General features: G+C 71.9%; 16 protein-coding genes and 1 tRNA gene. 8 read left to right on the forward strand and 9 right to left on the reverse strand.

Features of this window, described 5'->3' with window-relative positions; translation table 11 throughout:
• Positions 1-162 precede the first annotated feature (162 nt).
• Positions 163-612 (reverse strand): MarR family winged helix-turn-helix transcriptional regulator, encoded by a 450-nt coding sequence (locus tag E5N76_RS26260; RefSeq protein ID WP_149540793.1) that lies wholly within the window; start codon positions 610-612, stop codon positions 163-165.
• A gap of 308 nt (positions 613-920) precedes the next feature.
• On the opposite strand from E5N76_RS26260, the gene E5N76_RS26265 reads away from it, so the two are divergent.
• Entirely contained in the window at positions 921-1250 is a 330-nt protein-coding gene (locus tag E5N76_RS26265) for a hypothetical protein (RefSeq protein ID WP_149540795.1), read from the forward strand.
• 557 nt (positions 1251-1807) lie between these two features.
• On the opposite strand, the gene E5N76_RS26270 is transcribed toward E5N76_RS26265, so the two are convergent.
• Positions 1808-1880 (reverse strand) — tRNA-Ile (locus tag E5N76_RS26270).
• A gap of 96 nt (positions 1881-1976) precedes the next feature.
• Here E5N76_RS26270 and E5N76_RS26275 point away from each other — a divergent pair.
• From E5N76_RS26275 to E5N76_RS26290, 4 genes are all read left to right on the forward strand, one after another.
• Positions 1977-2396 carry a CoA-binding protein gene (locus E5N76_RS26275; protein WP_149540797.1) on the forward strand — a complete coding sequence of 140 codons (420 nt, stop codon included), beginning with the start codon at positions 1977-1979 and terminating at the stop codon, positions 2394-2396.
• Positions 2397-2496: 100 nt separating this feature from the next.
• Positions 2497-3315 carry a DUF2076 domain-containing protein gene (locus E5N76_RS26280; protein WP_149540799.1) on the forward strand — a complete coding sequence of 273 codons (819 nt, stop codon included), beginning with the start codon at positions 2497-2499 and terminating at the stop codon, positions 3313-3315.
• A gap of 52 nt (positions 3316-3367) precedes the next feature.
• Entirely contained in the window at positions 3368-4237 is an 870-nt protein-coding gene (locus E5N76_RS26285) for a LysR family transcriptional regulator (protein ID WP_149540801.1), read from the forward strand.
• A gap of 38 nt (positions 4238-4275) precedes the next feature.
• Complete coding sequence (locus E5N76_RS26290; protein WP_187830420.1) at positions 4276-4818, forward strand: DUF29 domain-containing protein; 543 nt, start codon at positions 4276-4278, stop codon at positions 4816-4818.
• Between the two features lie 109 nt (positions 4819-4927).
• On the opposite strand, the gene E5N76_RS26295 is transcribed toward E5N76_RS26290, so the two are convergent.
• Positions 4928-6556, reverse strand: coding sequence for a GMC family oxidoreductase (locus E5N76_RS26295; protein ID WP_149540805.1), 1629 nt, complete (start codon positions 6554-6556; stop codon positions 4928-4930).
• A gap of 163 nt (positions 6557-6719) precedes the next feature.
• Between E5N76_RS26295 and E5N76_RS26300 the strand changes: the two genes are divergently transcribed.
• Both E5N76_RS26300 and E5N76_RS26305 read left to right on the forward strand, forming a co-directional pair.
• Positions 6720-9080, forward strand: a complete 2361-nt coding sequence (locus E5N76_RS26300; protein WP_149540807.1) for an EAL domain-containing protein — start codon at positions 6720-6722, stop codon at positions 9078-9080.
• Between the two features lie 10 nt (positions 9081-9090).
• On the forward strand, positions 9091-9516 hold the full coding sequence (locus tag E5N76_RS26305) for a BLUF domain-containing protein (RefSeq protein ID WP_187830421.1): 426 nt from the start codon (positions 9091-9093) through the stop codon (positions 9514-9516).
• Positions 9517-9710: 194 nt separating this feature from the next.
• Here the strand turns inward: E5N76_RS26305 and E5N76_RS26310 are convergent, their stop codons facing one another.
• The 4 genes from E5N76_RS26310 to E5N76_RS26325 form a co-directional block, all read right to left on the reverse strand.
• Positions 9711-10940, reverse strand: coding sequence for an MFS transporter (locus tag E5N76_RS26310; protein ID WP_149540811.1), 1230 nt, complete (start codon positions 10938-10940; stop codon positions 9711-9713).
• Positions 10941-11195: 255 nt separating this feature from the next.
• Entirely contained in the window at positions 11196-11378 is a 183-nt protein-coding gene (locus E5N76_RS26315; RefSeq protein WP_207792119.1) for a hypothetical protein, read from the reverse strand.
• Between the two features lie 203 nt (positions 11379-11581).
• The gene (locus E5N76_RS26320) at positions 11582-12589 is read right to left on the reverse strand and encodes a C-terminal binding protein (RefSeq protein ID WP_149540815.1); all 1008 of its coding nucleotides are present in this window, start codon (positions 12587-12589) and stop codon (positions 11582-11584) included.
• 227 nt (positions 12590-12816) lie between these two features.
• Positions 12817-13803 (reverse strand): cyclase family protein, encoded by a 987-nt coding sequence (locus E5N76_RS26325; RefSeq protein ID WP_149540817.1) that lies wholly within the window; start codon positions 13801-13803, stop codon positions 12817-12819.
• Between the two features lie 131 nt (positions 13804-13934).
• Here E5N76_RS26325 and E5N76_RS26330 point away from each other — a divergent pair, with 131 nt between their 5' ends.
• On the forward strand, positions 13935-14684 hold the full coding sequence (locus E5N76_RS26330) for an SDR family NAD(P)-dependent oxidoreductase (protein ID WP_149540818.1): 750 nt from the start codon (positions 13935-13937) through the stop codon (positions 14682-14684).
• Positions 14685-15192: 508 nt separating this feature from the next.
• Here the strand turns inward: E5N76_RS26330 and pncA are convergent.
• Together pncA and E5N76_RS26340 are read right to left on the reverse strand one after the other, a co-directional pair.
• Complete coding sequence (gene pncA / locus E5N76_RS26335) at positions 15193-15918, reverse strand: bifunctional nicotinamidase/pyrazinamidase (protein ID WP_457852685.1); 726 nt, start codon at positions 15916-15918, stop codon at positions 15193-15195.
• 335 nt (positions 15919-16253) lie between these two features.
• Complete coding sequence (locus E5N76_RS26340) at positions 16254-17219, reverse strand: Bug family tripartite tricarboxylate transporter substrate binding protein (protein WP_149540820.1); 966 nt, start codon at positions 17217-17219, stop codon at positions 16254-16256.
• Between the last annotated feature and the right edge of the window lie 184 nt (positions 17220-17403).

Raw genomic sequence — 17403 nt, forward strand, 5'->3', positions numbered from 1 at the left:
GTCCAGCGAACTTCGCGGGCAGGACATTAGGGGAAACCGGGTTCCGTTCCCCCTCCGCCGCCGGCGAGCAGGATCAGGAGGGGGGCGCCCGAGGCCGGCAGGGCCTCCTGACGGAACCGTCCCGGCTGGCCGGCTGCAGCGCACCGGGGGCCCGCGCGGGGATCAGCCCTCGGCCTGCATCAGCTTGTCGCGGAAGGCGGTGACCTTCTCGCGCAATTCGCGCATTGCGTCGGGGTTGGCGCCGCAGCTCTCGCCGACCCAGTAAGGCTTCAGCGCCTTGGCCTTCTCGCGCAGCGCCTGGCCCTGTTCCGTCAGGCGGACGCGCACCTGGCGCTCATCCGCCATGTCGCGGGTGCGCCGGACCAGCCCCGCCGCTTCCAGCCGCTTCAGCAGGGGCGTCAGCGTGCTGCTCTCCAGGAACAGCTTGTCGCCGATCTGCCCGACGGTCAGGTCGTCCTCCGTCCACAGCACCAGCAGCGCCAGGAATTGCGGGTAGGTGAGGCCCAGCTTGTCCAGCACCTTCTTGTTCGCCCGCCCGACCGCCTGGGCGGCGGAGTGCAGGGCGAAGCAGAGATAGTCGTCGAGCCTGGGCAGCGGTTGGAGGTGGGACATGGGATGGCTCCTCGGAGGGTGCCGTGTGACTGTGCCTCTTGCTTAGAGCGTGATCGGTTGAGGTTGAATCGACCGAAACCGTGAATCACGCGAGCGAACAAAGAGCTAGAGCGGGGCGGGTGAGCGCAGCTCAACCGATCCCACTCTAGGCATATAAATCGTGCACGACAAACGCGTGAAGGACATAAGCGCATGGCAGCCATGCAGTCTTGTCTATCGTGCACGATCTAATCGCCGCGTATCAAGAGGCCAACCAACGCGGCGCCCGGCCAACCCGGCCAGCGCCAGCTCTCCAAGGAGATGTTTCCATGATCCGCACCGCTCTGCTGGCCTCCGCCCTGGCCTTCGCCACCCTCACCGGCGCCCAGGCTGCCGGCCCCCGCCTCATCGGCGGCGGCGACAATGCCGAGCTTGCCTATGACGCGCCGAGCGCGAACGTGACCGGCGGCGGCGCTGCCACCCTGCTCGGCGGCGGCGACAACACCCGCGTCGCCTATACCGGCCCGGTGGTGAGCGCCGCCCCGAGCGGCCTGGTCGCCCGGCTGGTGGGCGGCGGCGTCGATCGCCAGCTGGTCTATGAGGTGCCGGCGGCGGGCCATGCCAGCCTCGCCGGCACTCCGGCCCGTCACGGCGGCTGAGCCCCTCTCCTCTCAGCCGCCCGCTGGCTGGGCGCCCCCCTGCCCCAGCCAGCCGAGCCAACCGCGCCAGGGCGAAAGCCCTGGCGCGGTTGGTGTTTTCGGGGAAGGGGAAAGAGGGCGCTGCCCGTTGGCAGCAGTGCCGCCGACCCTCCGGACCCCGGTTTGAGTTTCAGCCCGTGGGTTGGACCCGCAGACTCACACCGGGGTCCGGGGAGGGGTCCCCTCCCCGGCGGGCGTTTGGGGGCAGAGCCCCCAATCTTCCCGCTGCAGAAGCTGGATCCGTATCGGCCTGGCCATGTCCGGCCCGATACGGTCAATAGGCCCGGGGAGCCAAGGATTGGCCGCCTGAGCGCGCCGGCCTCGGTGCCCACGCTCGACAGGCTCTCCAAGGAGGCGTCGTGACGCGGCGCACGGCCTCCGCGCGGCGGCGCTGGGTAGCGCCCCGGCCGGGGACCTAGCGAATCGGCTGGCCCAACCTTCGGTCGGGATCGGGCGAGCCCCCTTGGCGGCAGGGCCTGGCGGCGCTGCCGCCAAGGGGCGGAGCCCCGTTCGGCGAATGGGCCCGGCAGGACTCGAACCTGCAACCAAACCGTTATGAGCGGTCCGCTCTGACCATTGAGCTACAGGCCCCCGCGGCACAGATGCCGGGCGGCGCGGGCGAAGGCAAGCGCGGCGCTTTGCCGATTCCGCCGCCGCGGCGTTATCCCCGGCACGAAGGAGATGGCCATGACCGATGACGAGATCCGCGACATCCTGCTCACCACCCGTCGCATCGCCGTGGTCGGCGCTTCCGAAAAGCCGGAGCGGCCGAGTTTCGGCGTCGCCGGCTTCCTGGTCTCCCGCGGCTATGAGGTGACGCCGGTCAATCCCGGCCTGGCCGGCAAGGCCATCCATGGCCGCCCGGTGGCGGCGCGGCTGGAGGAGGTCGGGCCCCTCGACATGGTCGACGTCTTCCGCCGCTCCGAGGATGCCGGGGCGGTGGTGGAGGAGGCGATCCGCCTCGGCGCCCGCACCGTCTGGCTGCAGCTCGGCGTCCGGGACGATGCCGCCGGCGAGCGCGCCCGCGCCGCCGGGCTGCGCTTCGTCCAGGATCGCTGCCCCGTCATCGAATGGCGCCGGCTGGGGCTTCCCGATCACATTGCCTAAAATTCATCTTTAACCGTTTCGACGCTTGAAACGCCCACAGCGCCGGGCCACCTCGCCGCCGTGGCCCGCATCGCGCGGGGCCAGGAGGCTGAGGGACCCCATGAACGACGAGGAACGCCGGATCATCACCCAATTCGTCGAGCGGATTGCCGGGGTGGCACCGGCGCCCTCCGCCTCCGCCTCCGCTCGGCCCTGGGGCGGCGGCAGCGTGCCGCAGACCGCCCCTAACCTGCCGCCGGTGGACCGAGAGGCGGATGCGCTGATCGCCGACCTCTTCGCCCGCTACCCGGAAGCGCGCTACCGCATCGCCCAGACCGCCTTCGTCCAGGAAGCGGCGCTGGTGGAGGCGCAGAACCGCCTTCGCCAGATGGAGTGGGAGCTGGAGAATGCCCGGCGCGAGGCCCAGGCGGCGCAACAGGCGCCGCGCGGCGGCGGGCTGTTCGGCGGCATGTTCGGCGGCGGCGGCGGCAATCAGCGCCCGGCGGCGCCCATGCCGCCGCCGCCCCAGCCGGTCTATCCGCCGGGTTACAACCCCGGCATGCTGCAGCCGCAGCGCTCCGGCCCTGGCTTCCTCGGCACGGCGCTGACCACGGCGGCGGGCGTCGCCGGCGGCATGGTGCTGGGCAACATGCTGATGAACGCCTTCTCCCAGCACGGCGCCAGCGCCGCCACGGCGGCGACGGACCTGGCCGGCGGCGCGGCCGACGCCCTGCCCGCCGCCTCCCCCTGGTCGGATCCCGGCGCGGCTGCGGCGGCGGCGGGCTGGGGCGCCGATGGCGGCGAGAAATCCGCCTGGGGCGGCGCCGAGAAGGATTTCAGCCAGTCCGACGCCACCCCGGCCAGCTATGACGACAGCAGCGGCGGCTACGACGATGGCAGCGGCTATGATGATGGCGGGAGCGGCGACGAGGACATCTGATCCCTGACGCTTCCTCATTGATCCCGCGCATGGCATGAGGGATCCTCATGCCATGCGCATCCCCGACCTTGACCTCGACCTGCTCCGCGCCTTCACCGCCGTGGCGGAGCGGGGCGGCTTCACCGCCGCCGGCCAGGCGCTCGGCCTGACCCAATCCGCGGTCTCCCTGAAGATCAAGCGGCTGGAGGAGCTTTGCCGCCGCCGCCTGCTGGACCGCACCAGCCGCAGCGTGGTGCTGACGCGGGATGGCGAGACGCTGCTCGCCTATGCCCGCCGCATGCTGGCGCTGAACGACGAGGCGGTGCGGCGGCTGGTGGCGCCGCCGGTGACGGGGCGGCTGCGGCTTGGCGTCGCCGACCATTTCCTGCCGCGCAGCCTGGCCCCCGTGCTGGCCCGCTTCGCCGCCACCTTCCCGGAGCTGCGGCTGGAGGTGGAGGTGGGCCGCAGCCACGAATTGCGCGCGGCGCAGGAGAAGGGGGCGCTGGACCTCGTCCTCGGCAAGCGGCGAGATGGCGAGACGCTGGGCAGCCCGATCTGGACCGAGACCGTCATCTGGGCCGCGGCGCCCGGCTGGCTGGTGCCGGAGGGGCGGCCCCTGCCTTTGGCCATGCTGCCCCAGGGCTGCATGTTCCGCGAAAGGGCGCTGGCCGCCCTGGCCCGGGCGGGCCTCGCCTTCGAGGTGGTCTTTACCTCGGCCAGCCTGCTCGGCCTGGCGGCGGCGGCGGAGGCGGGGCTCTGCGTGACGGTGCTGGGCCGCGCCGGGCTGCCGCGCGGGCTGGCGGAGCTGGAGGGGCTGCCGGAGCTGGGCGTGGCGGAGATGGCGGTGTTCGGCGATGCCGCCGGGCGCAGCCAGCTCGTCCAGCCCCTGGTGCGCTTCATCCGGGAGGCGGTGGAACGGCCGAGCCTGCCGCTGGCGGCGTGATGCCTGTCCCCCGCAGGCCCGGGCGGGCCGAACTGGAAATGTCCAATCCGGGCGCTTGCTCTCCCGCCATATCCGAGCCCGCCATATCCGAGGCTGCCGAGCTCCACGAACGGGATTTTCACGCCTGGACGCAGGATCAGGCGGCGCGGCTGCGCGCCTGGCCGGAGGCGCTGCGGCCCAACGCCCTCGACATCGCCAGCCTGGCCGAGGAAATCGAGAGCATGGGCCGGTCCCAGCGCGGCGCCGCGCAAAGCCTGGTCCAGCAGATCATCCTGCACCTGCCGAAGCTGCGGGGGCATCCGGCACAGGAATATCAGCGGCGCTGGCAGAAGGAGATCGACAGCCTCCGCGACCAGATCGGCGTGATCTTCGAGGAGAATCCCTCGCTGCGCGTGCGGCGTGCGGAGATTGCCGCCACTGTCTGGGCACGGGCGCTGCGGATCTTCCAGCGCGATCTGCGGCGGGACGGCCTCGACCCCCGCCCCGCCCTCGCCTGGCTGGCCGAGCCGGAGGAAGCCTGTTTCGACCTGGATGCGGAGGTGCTGGCGGAGGACTGGTTCCCGCCTCCGCCCGGGGCCTGAGCAAAGGGGCTTCGCCCCCCAAACCCCCGGCAGGGGCGCTGCCCCTGCACCCCTCCGGGGGGAAGGCTTCCCCCCCGGGCCCCGCCCTGAGTCGGCAGGCTGAACCGCGTCACGCGGCCAGGATCAGCTCCGCCGCCTTCTCCGCCACGCTCAGCACGGTGGCGTTGATGTTGCAGACGGGGATGTCCGGAAAGACGGAGGCATCCACCACCCGCAGCCCAGCCACGCCGCGCAGCCGCAAGGCGGCGTCCAGCGGGGCGCCAAGCGGGCCTTCATGGTCGCCGCCCATCCGCACCGTGCCGCAGGGGTGATAGACCGTGCCGCCGGTCTCCCGGGCGAAATCCAGCAGGTCGGCATCGCTCTCCGCCGCCGGGCCAGGGCGCGCCTCCGCCGCCACGATGCCCTGCAGCGGCGCCGCGGCCATCCAGCGCCGCGCCAGGCGCAGCCCGCGCAGCACGCAGGCGCGGTCGCCCTCCGTCGCCAGGTAGCGCGGCGCGATCACCGGCGCCGCCGCCGGGTCCGGCGAGGCCAGCGTCACGCTGCCCCGGCTTTCCGGCCGGCACTGCCAGACGCCGAGCGTCATCCCCGGCTCCGCCTCCGGCACCCCGATCCGGATGCCGCCGAAGCGCCGCCCGGGCTCCGGCGGCAGCGCCTCCCAGGAGAGCGGGCCGCCATTGATCTGGATGTCCGGCGCCTCCAGCCCCGGCGCGGTGCGGGCGAACAGGCTGAACATGCCGGGCGACCAGGTCAGCACCCCGTCGCCCTTCGCCGCCCAGCGCAGCGCCTCCAGCGGCAGGCGCCAGCCGGCGATGCGGTGATTGGCGGAAAGCCGCCGCTGCGCCAGGCGGAAGCCGAGGCGGATGATGTAGTGGTCCTGCAGATTGGCGCCGACGCCCGGCATGTCCCGCAGCACCGGGATGCCCAGCGCCTGCAGCGCCGCCCCCGGCCCGATGCCCGACAGCATGAGAAGCTGCGGCGAGCCGATGGCGCCGGCCGCCAGCACCACCTCCCGCCGCGCCCGCACCACCTGCTCCGCGCCGCCCCGGCGGATGGCGATGCCGGCGGCGCGGCCATCCTCCACCACCACCCGCAGCGCCAGGGCGTTGTCCAGCAGGGCGAGGTTCGGCCGCCGCAGCGCCGGCACCAGATAGGCCCGCGCCGCGGAGATCCGCCGCCTGCCGCGCCGCGTCTGCTGGAAGGGGGCAAAGCCCTCGCGCTCCGGCCCGTTCATGTCGGCCAGCACCGGCAGGCCGATCGCCTCCGCCGCCTGGCCAAGATGCCCGAGCAGCGCCGGCGTCTCGGCCAGGTGCTCCACCGGCTGCGGGCCGTCCGTGCCGCGTGCCTCGCCGCCGGCGGCGAAGGATTCGTGCTTCCGGAAATAGCGCAGCAGCTCCTCCCAGCCCCAACCCGTACAACCCTTCTGCGCCCAGAGGTCGTAGTCGGAGGGATGCCCCCGCACATGGCCGAGGCCGTTGATGGAGGAGCAGCCGCCCCAGACCTTGCCGCGCGGATAGTCCAGCGCCCGCATCGCCGTGCCTTCGTCCGGCGCGGTACGGTAGCCCCAGGTCAGGCGCGGATGGTTGAGGATCCTGGCGTAGCCGGCCGGGATGTGGATCCAGGGGTGGCGGTCGGAGCCGCCGGCCTCGATCACCGCGACGGTGGCGCCGCCGGCGGAAAGCCGGTTGGCCAGCACGCAGCCGGCGCTGCCCGCGCCGGCGATCACATAGTCGAATTCCATTCCCGGCTTCTATCATCCGGGGCCTGGCGCCACGAGGCGGCGGCGCCTGGACAACGCCCCGTCAATCCTTTTCCGATTCTAATTTCCCGGCAAGATGCTTAGGATTCCAGCAGCATTCCCGGCCTAGCTAGCCGCCGGACCCCTCCGGTCGGAACCCCAGAGCGTGCAGCGATTCTACACTTGCCTTGCCGAGCAGCATGACCCGGCGCTGCTGGCGCTGGCGGTCGTGATTTGCGCGGTCGGCGCGCATACCAGCTTCGTGCTGCTGCGCGCCGCGCAGACCGCGGCGGCGCGGCGCTGGCGCTGGGTGGCGCTGACCGCGCTGGCCACCGGCACCGGCGCCTGGTCCACGCATTTCGTCGCCATGCTGGCCTTCGCGCCCGGCCTCCCGGCGGATCACGGGGCCGGCCTCACCCTCGCCTCCCTGGCGCTGGTGGTGCTGGTCTGCGGCTTCGCCTTCCAGCTTGCCCTCAGCGGCCGCGGCTGGCGGGAATGGGCCGGCGGGGTGCTGGCCGGGCTCGGCATCACCGCCATGCACTATGCCGGCATGGCGGGCTACCACCTGGTCGGCGTCCTGCTCTGGGAGAAGCGGCTGCTCACCCTCTCGATCGCGCTCGGCATCCTGCTGCCCATGCTGGCGGTATGGCTGGCCCTGCGCCAGCCGCGCCCGCTGCCCCGCCTTCTCGCCGCAGCGCTGCTGCTGCTCGGCATCTGCGCGCTGCATTTCCTCGGCATGGCGGCGCTCATCATCCTGCCGGAGCCGGGCGGAGCGCCGCTCGCCGCCGCGGCCAGCGCGGACTGGCTGGCCGCCGCCGTGGCCGCCGCCAGCGGCATCCTGCTGCTGCTGAGCCTTGCCGCCGCCGCCCTCTCCCGCCGCGCCCACCGGCGGGAACGCCAGGCGGAGCAGAAGCTGCGCAGCCTGGCGGATGCTGCGGTGGAAGGGCTGCTGCTCTGCGAGGAGGGCCGGATCACCGGCTCCAACCGCAGCCTGCAGGGGCTGCTGGGCCGCGCCGATGAATGGTTCACCGGCCAGCGGCTGGAGGCGCTGCTGCCCCCCGGCCAGACCCTGCCCGCGGCCCTGGCGGCGGAAGGGCGGGCGGAGGCGGAATTCCTCGCCGCCTCCGGCGAGATCATCCCGGTCGAGCTGGTCACCAGGCCGCTGCTGCACCACGCCCGGTCGCAGCAGGCGGTGGCGGTGCGGGATTTGCGGGACCGCCGCCGGGCGGAGGCGCGGATCCGCTTCCTCGCCCAGCACGACCCGCTGACCGGGCTGCACAACCGCGCCGGCTTCGGCCTGGAGCTGGAACGCGCCCTGGCGCTGCACGGCCGCAGCGGCCAGGGCTTCGCCCTGCTCGCCCTCGACCTCGACCGCTTCAAATGGACCAATGACACGATGGGGCATCAGGTGGGGGATGCGCTGCTGGTCAAGGTCGCCGCCCGGCTGCGCGCCGCGGTGCATGCGACGGATGTGGTGGGGCGGCCGGGCGGCGACGAATTCGCCGTGCTGCAGCTCGACACCAGCCAGCCGGAAGCCGCGACCGCCCTGGCGCAGCGCTGCATCGAGCTGCTCTCCCGCCCTTTCATCGTGCAGGGTCAGGTGCTGAACATCGGCGCCAGCGTCGGCATCGCCCTCTACCCGCAGGATGGCACGGACATCGCGACGCTCGCCCGCAATGCCGATCTCGCCCTCTACCGCGCGAAATCCGAGGGCCGCGGCACCCACCGCTTCTTCGAGGCGGAGATGGACACCCGCATGCAGCGGAGGCGGATGCTGGAGGTGGAGCTGCGCAGCGCGCTCGCCCTGCGGCAATTCCACCTGGAGTACCAGCCGCTGCTCGGCCTCGACGGCGATACGGTGACGGGGTTCGAGGCGCTGATCCGCTGGGCCCATCCGGAGCGTGGCCTGATCTCCCCGGCCGAGTTCATCCCCCTGGCGGAGGAGACCGGCCTCATCATCCCGATCGGCGAATGGGTGCTGCGGGAGGCCTGCCGGGAGGCGGCGGGCTGGCAGGAGCCCGCCACCATCGCGGTCAACCTCTCGCCGCTGCAGGTCCACAGCCCCGGCATCGTCGAGGCGGTGCGCGGCGCCTGCGCCGCCGCCGGCCTCGATCCCCACCGGCTGGAGCTGGAGGTGACCGAAACCGCGCTGCTGACGGATACCGACCACAGCTTCGGCACGCTGCGGGCGCTGAAGGCGCTCGGCGTCCGCATCTCGATGGATGATTTCGGCACCGGCTATTCCTCGCTGAGCCATCTGCGCCGCTTCCCCTTCGACAAGATCAAGATCGACCGCTCCTTCGTCGCCGATCTCGGCGAGAACGCCGATTCCGCGGCGATCGTCGGGGCGGTAATCGTGCTGGGGAAGAGCCTCGGCATGCTGACGACGGTGGAGGGGGTGGAGACGGCCGGGCAGCTCGCGCATGTCCGCGCCCGGGGCTGCGACCAGGTGCAGGGTTTCCTGGTCGGGCGGCCGATGGCGGCGGATGCGGCGCGGACCCTGCTGGCCCGGCGCCAGGCAGCCTGAGGCGAAGCGGATGGCGGAGCCGCTCTACCGGCTGCTCTACCGCAGCAAGGTCGCGATCCTCGGCACCACGGAGGAGGTGCGGGCGGAGGTCGCGGCCATCCTTGCCGGCGCGCGGCGGCACAACGCGGCCGCCGGGCTGACCGGGGCGCTGCTGCATGAGGGCGCGACCTTCACCCAGGTGCTGGAAGGCGAGCTCCCGGCGCTGGAAGAGGCCTATGACCGCATCAGCGCCGATCTGCGCCACACCGAATTCGAGCTGATGCAATTCGCCCTTGTGCCGGAACGCGGCTTCGGCGGCGAGGCCCTGGCCTTCCTGGCGCCGGCAGAGCTGGACGCCGCCGGGCTGGCGGCGCCGGGCGATGCCGCAGATGCGGCGAATGGCGTGCTGCGGCGCATGGCGGCGATCCTGGGCCGGCAGCAGGCGGCGCCGGGCTGAAAGGCAGGGCCAGGGCTGCGCCGCTACCTTCGGCCGCTCGCTGCCGCGCCTGGGCCAAGGCCACCGTCATCCCCGCAGCAGCGCCGGGTCGCCGCACTGCCGTTCCGCCGCAGCGGAAGCGCGCCATGCTCCATGCACCGCGAACGGTGCTGTCCCCCAGGCCGGCCGGGCGCCGGACCGAAGCCGCGCGCCCGCTATTCCGCCGGCGCCGGGGCGGCCGCTCGCTCCGCCCGCGCACTTTCCTGCGCCCCGCCGGCGCAGAGCAGGGACAACCCCAGCAGCCCCGCCACCACCGGCAGCACCAGCCCGGGATGGCCGAGGTCGATCAGCAGCCCCATCGGCACCGGCGCGATCGCCGAGCCGAGCGGCAGGGAGGAGGAGACGAAGCCGAACACCTTGCCGATCTCGCCCGGCGGGCAGGCTTCCTTCAGCATCACGTCGCGCGGGGTGCGGGAGATGCCGAGGGCGAGGCCGCCCACCACGGCGACCACCAGCAGCACCGTCTCCGGCAGCTTCACCAGCCCGAGCAGCAGCAGCACCGCCATGGCCAGCAGGGTCAGCACCGTGACCAGGGCGTAGAGGTTGCGCTTCGACTTGTCCGCGATCCAGCCGCCGATCAGGTTGCCGCCCGTGGTGCCGGCCATATAGGCCGTCAGCGCCGCGGAGGCGGCGAGCACCGGCGTGCCCCAGAGCTGCCCCAGCACCGTCACCAGCCAGGACTGGATGCCGGAACCGGCGACGGAGGAGAGCAGGAAGAAGGCGAAGAATAGCAGCATCGGCCGGCTGAACAGCAGGGCATGGCCGGCCGGGCCCTCCGCCTGCTTCGCCGGCTTCGCCTGGTCCTGCAGCACGCTGGTCTGGGCCAGGATGGCGGCGACCACCGGCAGGCCGAGCAGCCCGACGGTCAGCAGCGCCATGCGCCAATCCATCCCCGTCAGCAGCAGGGCGATGACCGGCGGGGCGGCGGCGAAGCCGAGATTGCCGGTGAAGGCGTGCAGGGCGAAGGCGCGGCCCATGAAGCCCTTGCTGACGCTCCCGGCCATGATGGCGTAGTCGGCGGGGTGGATGACGCTGTTGCCGATGCCGGAGAGCACGGCGAGGCCGAGCACCACCCAGTAGCTGGGCGCGAAGGCCATGCCGGCGACGGACAGCGCCATCAGCAGCGTGCCGCCCACCAGGAAGGGCCGCGCCCCGTAGCGGTCCACCCAGAAGCCGACCGGCGTCTGCAGCAGGGCGGTGGTGGCGGACATCAGCGCGACGGAAAGGCCGAGCGTGGCGTAGGAGACCTCGAATTCCGCCTGCCACACCGGGAAGAGCGGGGCGAGGCAGAGCATGTAGAAATGCGAGAGGAAATGGCCGGTGCCGATCAGGCCGACGATGCGGGCGTCATGGCCGCCGGCGCCGGAGGAGGCGGTTGCGGGCATCTGGCTCATCTACAGGGCCCCGAGCTTGCTGCGGGCGCCTGGTTGGCGCCGGCGGTTCCGGCGCTTCCGGGTTACCCCCAAGGTCGGCGGGGCGCAACCGGGTACGGGGCTTCCCCCGCTTCCTGCCCACGAGTCGGCCGGTTCGGCCGGCCATCTCCGGAGGGCGGGAAGGGGCGGGGGCGGCGGCGGGGAGGGGACCCCTCCCCGGACCCGGCGCGAGTCCGCCGGCGGGGATGGGGCTGCCCCGTGCCGAGCTCAGTTCACCGCCCGGTCCACGCTGCGGCCCAGCCGCTCCACCGGCCCGCGCGGCGGGTCCACCGCATCCCGCACCTGCTCCCCGGCGCGGTCCAGGTTGCGCCCGGCGCGCTCCGCCGGGCCTTCCCGTTCGCAGGCAGCCAGGGTGGTCAGCAGCAGGGCGGCCATCAACAGCAGACGCATCGTCATTCTCCGGTTGCGATGCCGTTCCATCGCGCCAGAGCCCGAGCGGTTCGATCACGCGACCGACAGTCGCCCAGCCGACCGGTCCAAGCCGGACCTGCCGTTGCCGGACGCGGCTCTGCCGCGGCCCGCTGTGCGTGGCCTGGGGTAGCACGGTGCCCTGGGGCCCCCATGACGGCGCGCAGCGACGTCATGGGGAGGATTCAATCGCTTTCCGGCGGGATGACGTTGGTGCGCTTCCCCTCCACCAGCACGTCGCGCATCGTCTCCACCCCCTTCACGCGGATGTCCTGCCAGGCCTCCGGCGTGTGGAAGGCGATGTGCGGGGTGATGATGAGGCGGCCGCGCAGCCATTCCTCCTGCGCCCGGTAGGCGCGCAGCAGATCCGGCACCGGCGCCTCCGGCGGCTCCACCGGAATCACGTCGAGGCCGGCGCCGGCGATGTGGCCATCCTGCAGGCAGCGCCCCAGCGCGTCGATATCGAGGATCGGGCCGCGCGCGGTGTTCACCACCACGGCGCCTTTCGGCAGCAGGCGCAGCTCCCGCTCCCCCACCAGCCCCCGGGTGTGGCGCGTCAGCGGGCAGTGGAGCGAGAGCACGTCGGATTGCGCCAGCAGCTCCTCCAGCGTGCGGGCGCGCTGGATGCCCAGCGCCCGGTCCCAGCCATTCGGCTGGTGGGGATCGTAGAACACCACCTTGTAGCCGAAGGCCTTGGCCCGCAGCGCCGCGGCGCTGCCGATACGGCCGAGGCCGATGATGCCGAATGTCTGCACCTCCTGCCGCCGCACGATGGCGGAGGGGAAGACGGCCCAGGGCGCCGGGTGCGGGCCGCGCTGCGTGTCGTGGTACAGGGTCAGGCCGCGGCGCAGTGCGACGGCCAGCAGCACGGCGAATTCCGCCACCTCCTGCGTGCCGTAATCCGGCAGGTTCGCCACCAGGATGCCGCGGGCGGCGCAGGCGACACGGTCCACGCGATCATAGCCGACGCCCATGCGCACCACGACCTTCAGCTTCGGGAAGCGCGCGATCTGCGCCGCCGGCACCCACATGCGCAGGGTCATCAGCCCGTCCACCTCGGCCAGCAGCGAATCCGGCAGCTCCGCCAGGCTGGATTTGGCATGGCCGCGGAGGATGCGGACGCCAGGCCCCAGGATCTCCTGCTCGATGGTGGTGTCCGGATAGAGCCCTTCCGGCTCCAGCACCGTGAGCATGCGCGCTCCTCCCCTTCCTTGCTCTGCGAGAGAGGGTAGGGGGGGCCCACCGCGCAGTCGAGAGACGGCCATCGAACGCCCTGCGTCCGATCCCGCCAGGGCCGAAGGGCCCTTTGGACCCTTGAGGCTTGCGGTTGAGCCGCCGGACCTGAAATTCATGGTCGCCAAGGGCCTTTCGGCCTTTGGCGGGAGGAGTTTGAGGAGGGCAGAGCCCGCCTCAAGCCGCCTCAGAACAGCGCACTCGGCGCCACCGTACTCCCCGTGCCGCCTTTCACCTTCAAGGGCTGCACCATCAGCGCGAAGGGCCCCGGCTGCCGCGCCGCAAGCTGGTCCAGCTTCATGTTCTCCAGCAGGTGCACGCCGTTCACCACCAGGGCGATCTGGTGCACCGGCAGCGAGGCCTGCGGCATGGTCTTGGACGGCGCGCATTCCACCGGCCAATTATCCGCGCCCATCAGGATGGGGTTGCGCTGGATGACATATTCCGCCGCCGCCACGCCGATCCCCGGGCAGGACCTGACGTAGCGCGCATTGTCCCGTGCCCAGAGGGTGCCCCAGCCGGTGTGGAACAGCACCGCATCGCCCTCCTCGATGCGCAGATTCTGCCGCTGCTGCGCCTGCTCGATGTCGGCGACGGTGATCTCGTAATCGTCGCCCAGCACCGGCACACCCTTCAGCGCCGCGATATCCAGCAGGATGCCGCGGGTGAAAATGGTGCCGACCGTGTCCACGCCCATTTCGGTGAAGCCGGTGCGGGACATGATGCCCGGCACCTTCACGCAATTATAGGTCTCGTCCCCGATCGTCTGGTGCGGGAACATGTCGAGCTGGGTGCCCACCTGGCCGATCTCCGTCACCACCAGCTCCTCATTGGAACCGCGGCGATTGGCCTGCGGGTTCATGAAGATCTGCTTCAGATGGACGTCGAAGCGGCGGGTGCCGAAGAAGGGCATGGCCTCGGAGAGGGTCTGGCCCAGCTCCACGATCTCCCCGGTGCGGATCAGGGCGGCGGCGCGCCTGGCGCGTTCCGGCGTCATCAGGTTCATCGCGCCGCGGCGATCATTCGGCCCCCAGCGGCTGGGGCAGCGCTGCGCCGCATCGGGCGGGGTCCAGCCTTGGGCCTGGACGGGCGTGGCTGTCAGGCCGAGATGCGCGCCGCCGCAGGCAAGGCAGCCGAGCCCCCCGAAGAGGGTCCGGCGCGACAGGGTTTTCATGGTGTCCTCCCAGGCTGCGTTCGTGGTTCTTGGGCGGCATGGCCGCCCGCCCAGGCTGGCATATCCGCCGCCGCCCTTGCCACCGCGAACGCCCGGCGCAAGATCGCGGCCCAGGAGTGGAGGCAAGGCGGATGGTGGCACGGCGTACCCTGATCACCGGCGCGGCGAGTGGCATCGGCGCGGCCTGTGCCCGCGCCCTGGCCGGGCCCGGCGTCGCCCTGGCCCTGCATACGCGGAAGAACCGCGCGGGGCTGGACTCGCTGGCCGCCGAGCTGCGGGCGGCGGGCGCCGAGGTGCATGTGCTGCTCGGCGACCTGGCGCAGCCGGAAATGCCAGGCGAGGTGGTGGCGGCGGCCGCCGCGGCGCTGGGCGGCCTCGACGTCCTTGTCTCCAATGCCGGCTTCGCCGACCGCACGCCGGTTTCGGCGCTGAGCGACGCCGCCTTTGCCGCCAGCCATGACGCCATCGCCTTCGCTCTGCTGCGCCTGGCCCGTGCCGCGCAGCCGTATCTGGCGAGGGGGACGGACCCGCGGCTGGTCGCCGTCTCCTCCTTCGTCGCGCATGTCTTCCGGCTGGAGCATCCGGTCTTCGCTGCCTCCGCCGCGGCCAAGGCGGGGCTGGAGGCGCTGGTGCGGGCGCTGGCCATCGAATGGGCACCCGGCATCACGGTGAATGCGGTCTCGCCCGGCTATACGGAGAAGGATCCGGGCGCGCATGCCGCGCTGAGCCCGGACGCGAAGGCGGAACGCTGCCGCCACATCCCGCTCGGCCGCTATGGGCGCACGGCGGAGGTGGCGGCGGCGGTCGCCTTCCTCGCCTCGCCGGCGGCCAGCTACATCACCGGCCAAGTGCTGCGGGTGGATGGGGGCATCACGGCCTAGAGCATTTTCAAGTCCGGCGGAATCGCCGGACGACTCGGAAAATGCGATCGAACAAAGGGCTGGAGCGGGTTCGCCGAGCGCAGGCGAGGTGAAACCGCTCCAGCGTCCCGATTCCGAAGTCCTGCGGACTGCGTTCCCGAGCCGCTAGAGTGGTTTCACGCTGACTGTGCAGCGCGAAACCGCTCTAGCTTATGGATTGTAGAGCAGATTCACGCCTCCGGGCGATGCCGCCCTCCGGCGATCTGCTCTAGCCTTGGTTTTCAGGTGGCCTGCCTGCCCGCGAAGTTCGCTCGAAATCCAGCGAACTTCGCGGGCAGGACACTGGAGCGTGATCGGCTGAGGTCGAAGCGACCGAAACCGTGAATCACGCGACTCGACAGGAGCCGGAGCGGGGCGGGTGAGCGAAGCTCAACCGATCCCACTTCAGAACGGATCGTCCCGGGCATGCTTCGCCAGCCGGGACGGAACGCCGCTGCCGCGGCGCCGCGGCCGCTGCGGCAAGCCACCTTCAGGCCAGGGCGTCGCTGGTGAGGAAGGCGACGCCCGCGGCGCTCAGCCTGCGCTTCGCCGCGTCGATGGTGGTGCCGCCTTCCGCCGGCAGGCCGATGCCGCGGCAGGCATCCTCGATCACCACCACCTGGTAGCCGAGCTTCGCCGCATCCTCCGCGGAATAGGCGACGCAGTAATCCGTGGCGAGGCCGGCGAGGAAGACGCGCCGCACCCCCCGCGCCTGCAGCCAGCCATGCAGGCCGGTGGTGGTGCGGCGGTCATTCTCGAAGAAGGCGGAGTAGCTGTCGATCTCCGGCCGGAAGCCCTTGCGCACGATCAGCTCGATGCGCGGCTGGGCCAGCTCTCGGTGCAGCTCGGCCCCGGCGCTGCCCTGGATGCAATGGTCCGGCCACAGCGTCTGCGGGCCGTAGGGCATCTGGACGGTCTCGAAGGGCTGGCGGCCGGCGTGGCTGCTGGCGAAGCTGGAATGGCCCGCCGGGTGCCAGTCCTGGGTGGCGAAGGCGTGGCGGAAGCGGGTTTCCAGCAGCCGGTTGATCACCGGCACCACCTGGTCTCCGCCGGCGACGGCCAGCTTGCCGCCGGGCATGAAATCCGGCTGCACGTCGATGACGCCGAGCATGTCCGTGGTCTGGTCGATGCGCGGGATGGCCATGGTCTGGGCTCCGGCTGGCAGGGCGGCGAGCGTCGGCAAGGCGGCGAGGGCGGAGCGGCGGGAGATGGGCATGGGAACCTCCTCGGCGGCGCGGCAGGCTAGAGCAGATCGCCGGAGGGCGGCATCGCCCGGAGGCGTGAATCTGCTCTACAATCTATAAGCTAGAGCGGTTTCGCGCTGCACAGTCAGCGTGAAACCGCTCTAGAGCGTGATCGCTCGAGGTGGAATCACCGAAAGGCGTGAAGCGCGCGATCACCCGGCGCGCCCGCGCGCCGCCTGGCCATGCTTGCCCCGCCGCCCGCCCCCGGAGCGGGATTGGTTGAGCTTCGCTCACCCATCCCGCTCTGGCTCATTGTTGGGTGGCGTGATTCACGGTTTCGGTCGCCGCGACCTCAGCCGATCACGCTCTAGTCCAACTGCACGCCGAGATCGGCGACGATCGGCCGCCAGCGCTCCATCTCCTCGCGGATCAGCCGGTTCATGGTGGCCCGGCTCTGGAACAGGCCCAGCGTGCCCTGGGCGCTGAAGGCCGCCTTCACATCGGCATGGTCCACCGCATGCTGCAGCGAGGCCTCCAGCCGGTCCAGCACCTCCACCGGCGTGGCGGCCGGGGCGACGAAGCCCTGCCAGGATTCGATCACCAGCTCCGGCATGCCCTGCTCCGCCGCTGTCGGCACCTCCGGCAGCAGCGGGTTCCGCGTGCGGCCGAGATAGGCGATGGCCCGCACCCGGCCCGCATCGATCATCGCCTTGCTGACATTCACCCCATCGACCATGAGCTGCACGCGGCCGCCCAGCATGTCCTGCAGCGCCGGCGCGCTGCCGCGATAGGGCACATGCACGATGTCCAGCCCCGCCTGCCTGGTGACCAGCGCGTAGCCGAGATGGGTGATGCTGCCGAGCCCGCCCGAGCCGAAATTCAACTGCCCCGGCCGCGCCTTCGCATAGGCGATGAATTCCTGCAGGTTGCGCGCCGGCAGCTCGGCCGGGATGGTCACCAGCAGGGCGTTCAGCGTGACGGCGCCGACCGCCGTCAGGTCGGTCAGCACGTTGAAGGGCAGGCTGCGGTAGAGCAGCGGGTTGACCGAGATGACGCTGGTGTTGACGTGGCAGATCGTATAGCCGTCCGCCGCGCTTTTCGCGGTGAAGTCCAGCGCGAGGTTGCCATTGGCGCCGCCGCGATTCTCCACCAGCACGGGCTGGCCCAGCACGTCCGGCATGCGCTGCGCCAGCGGCCGCCCCACCTGGTCCGAGCCGCCGCCCGGCGGGAAGCCGATCACCATGCGGATCGGCCGGGTGGGGAAGCCTTGCGCCCGCGCACCGCGGGCAAGGAAGGGCAGGCTGGCGGCGGCCAGCAGGCTGCGACGATTCATGGACGGTTCCTCAAGTCCGGCGGCGCCCTGCTTACCGCGGATCGCAGGGCGCCGCGACCCTGCCGGCTGGCGCGCCTGCCGCCGCGGCGCCAGCCTTCGCCCGGCACAGGAGATCACGATGCCAGCCGCATGGCGCGCCCTTCGCGGCGCTGGGGCTGCCGGGCGGGCTGCGCATCTTCGGCAG

It is taken from the genome of Siccirubricoccus phaeus, assembly GCF_008360935.1.
GTDB classification, from domain to species: domain Bacteria; phylum Pseudomonadota; class Alphaproteobacteria; order Acetobacterales; family Acetobacteraceae; genus Siccirubricoccus; species Siccirubricoccus phaeus.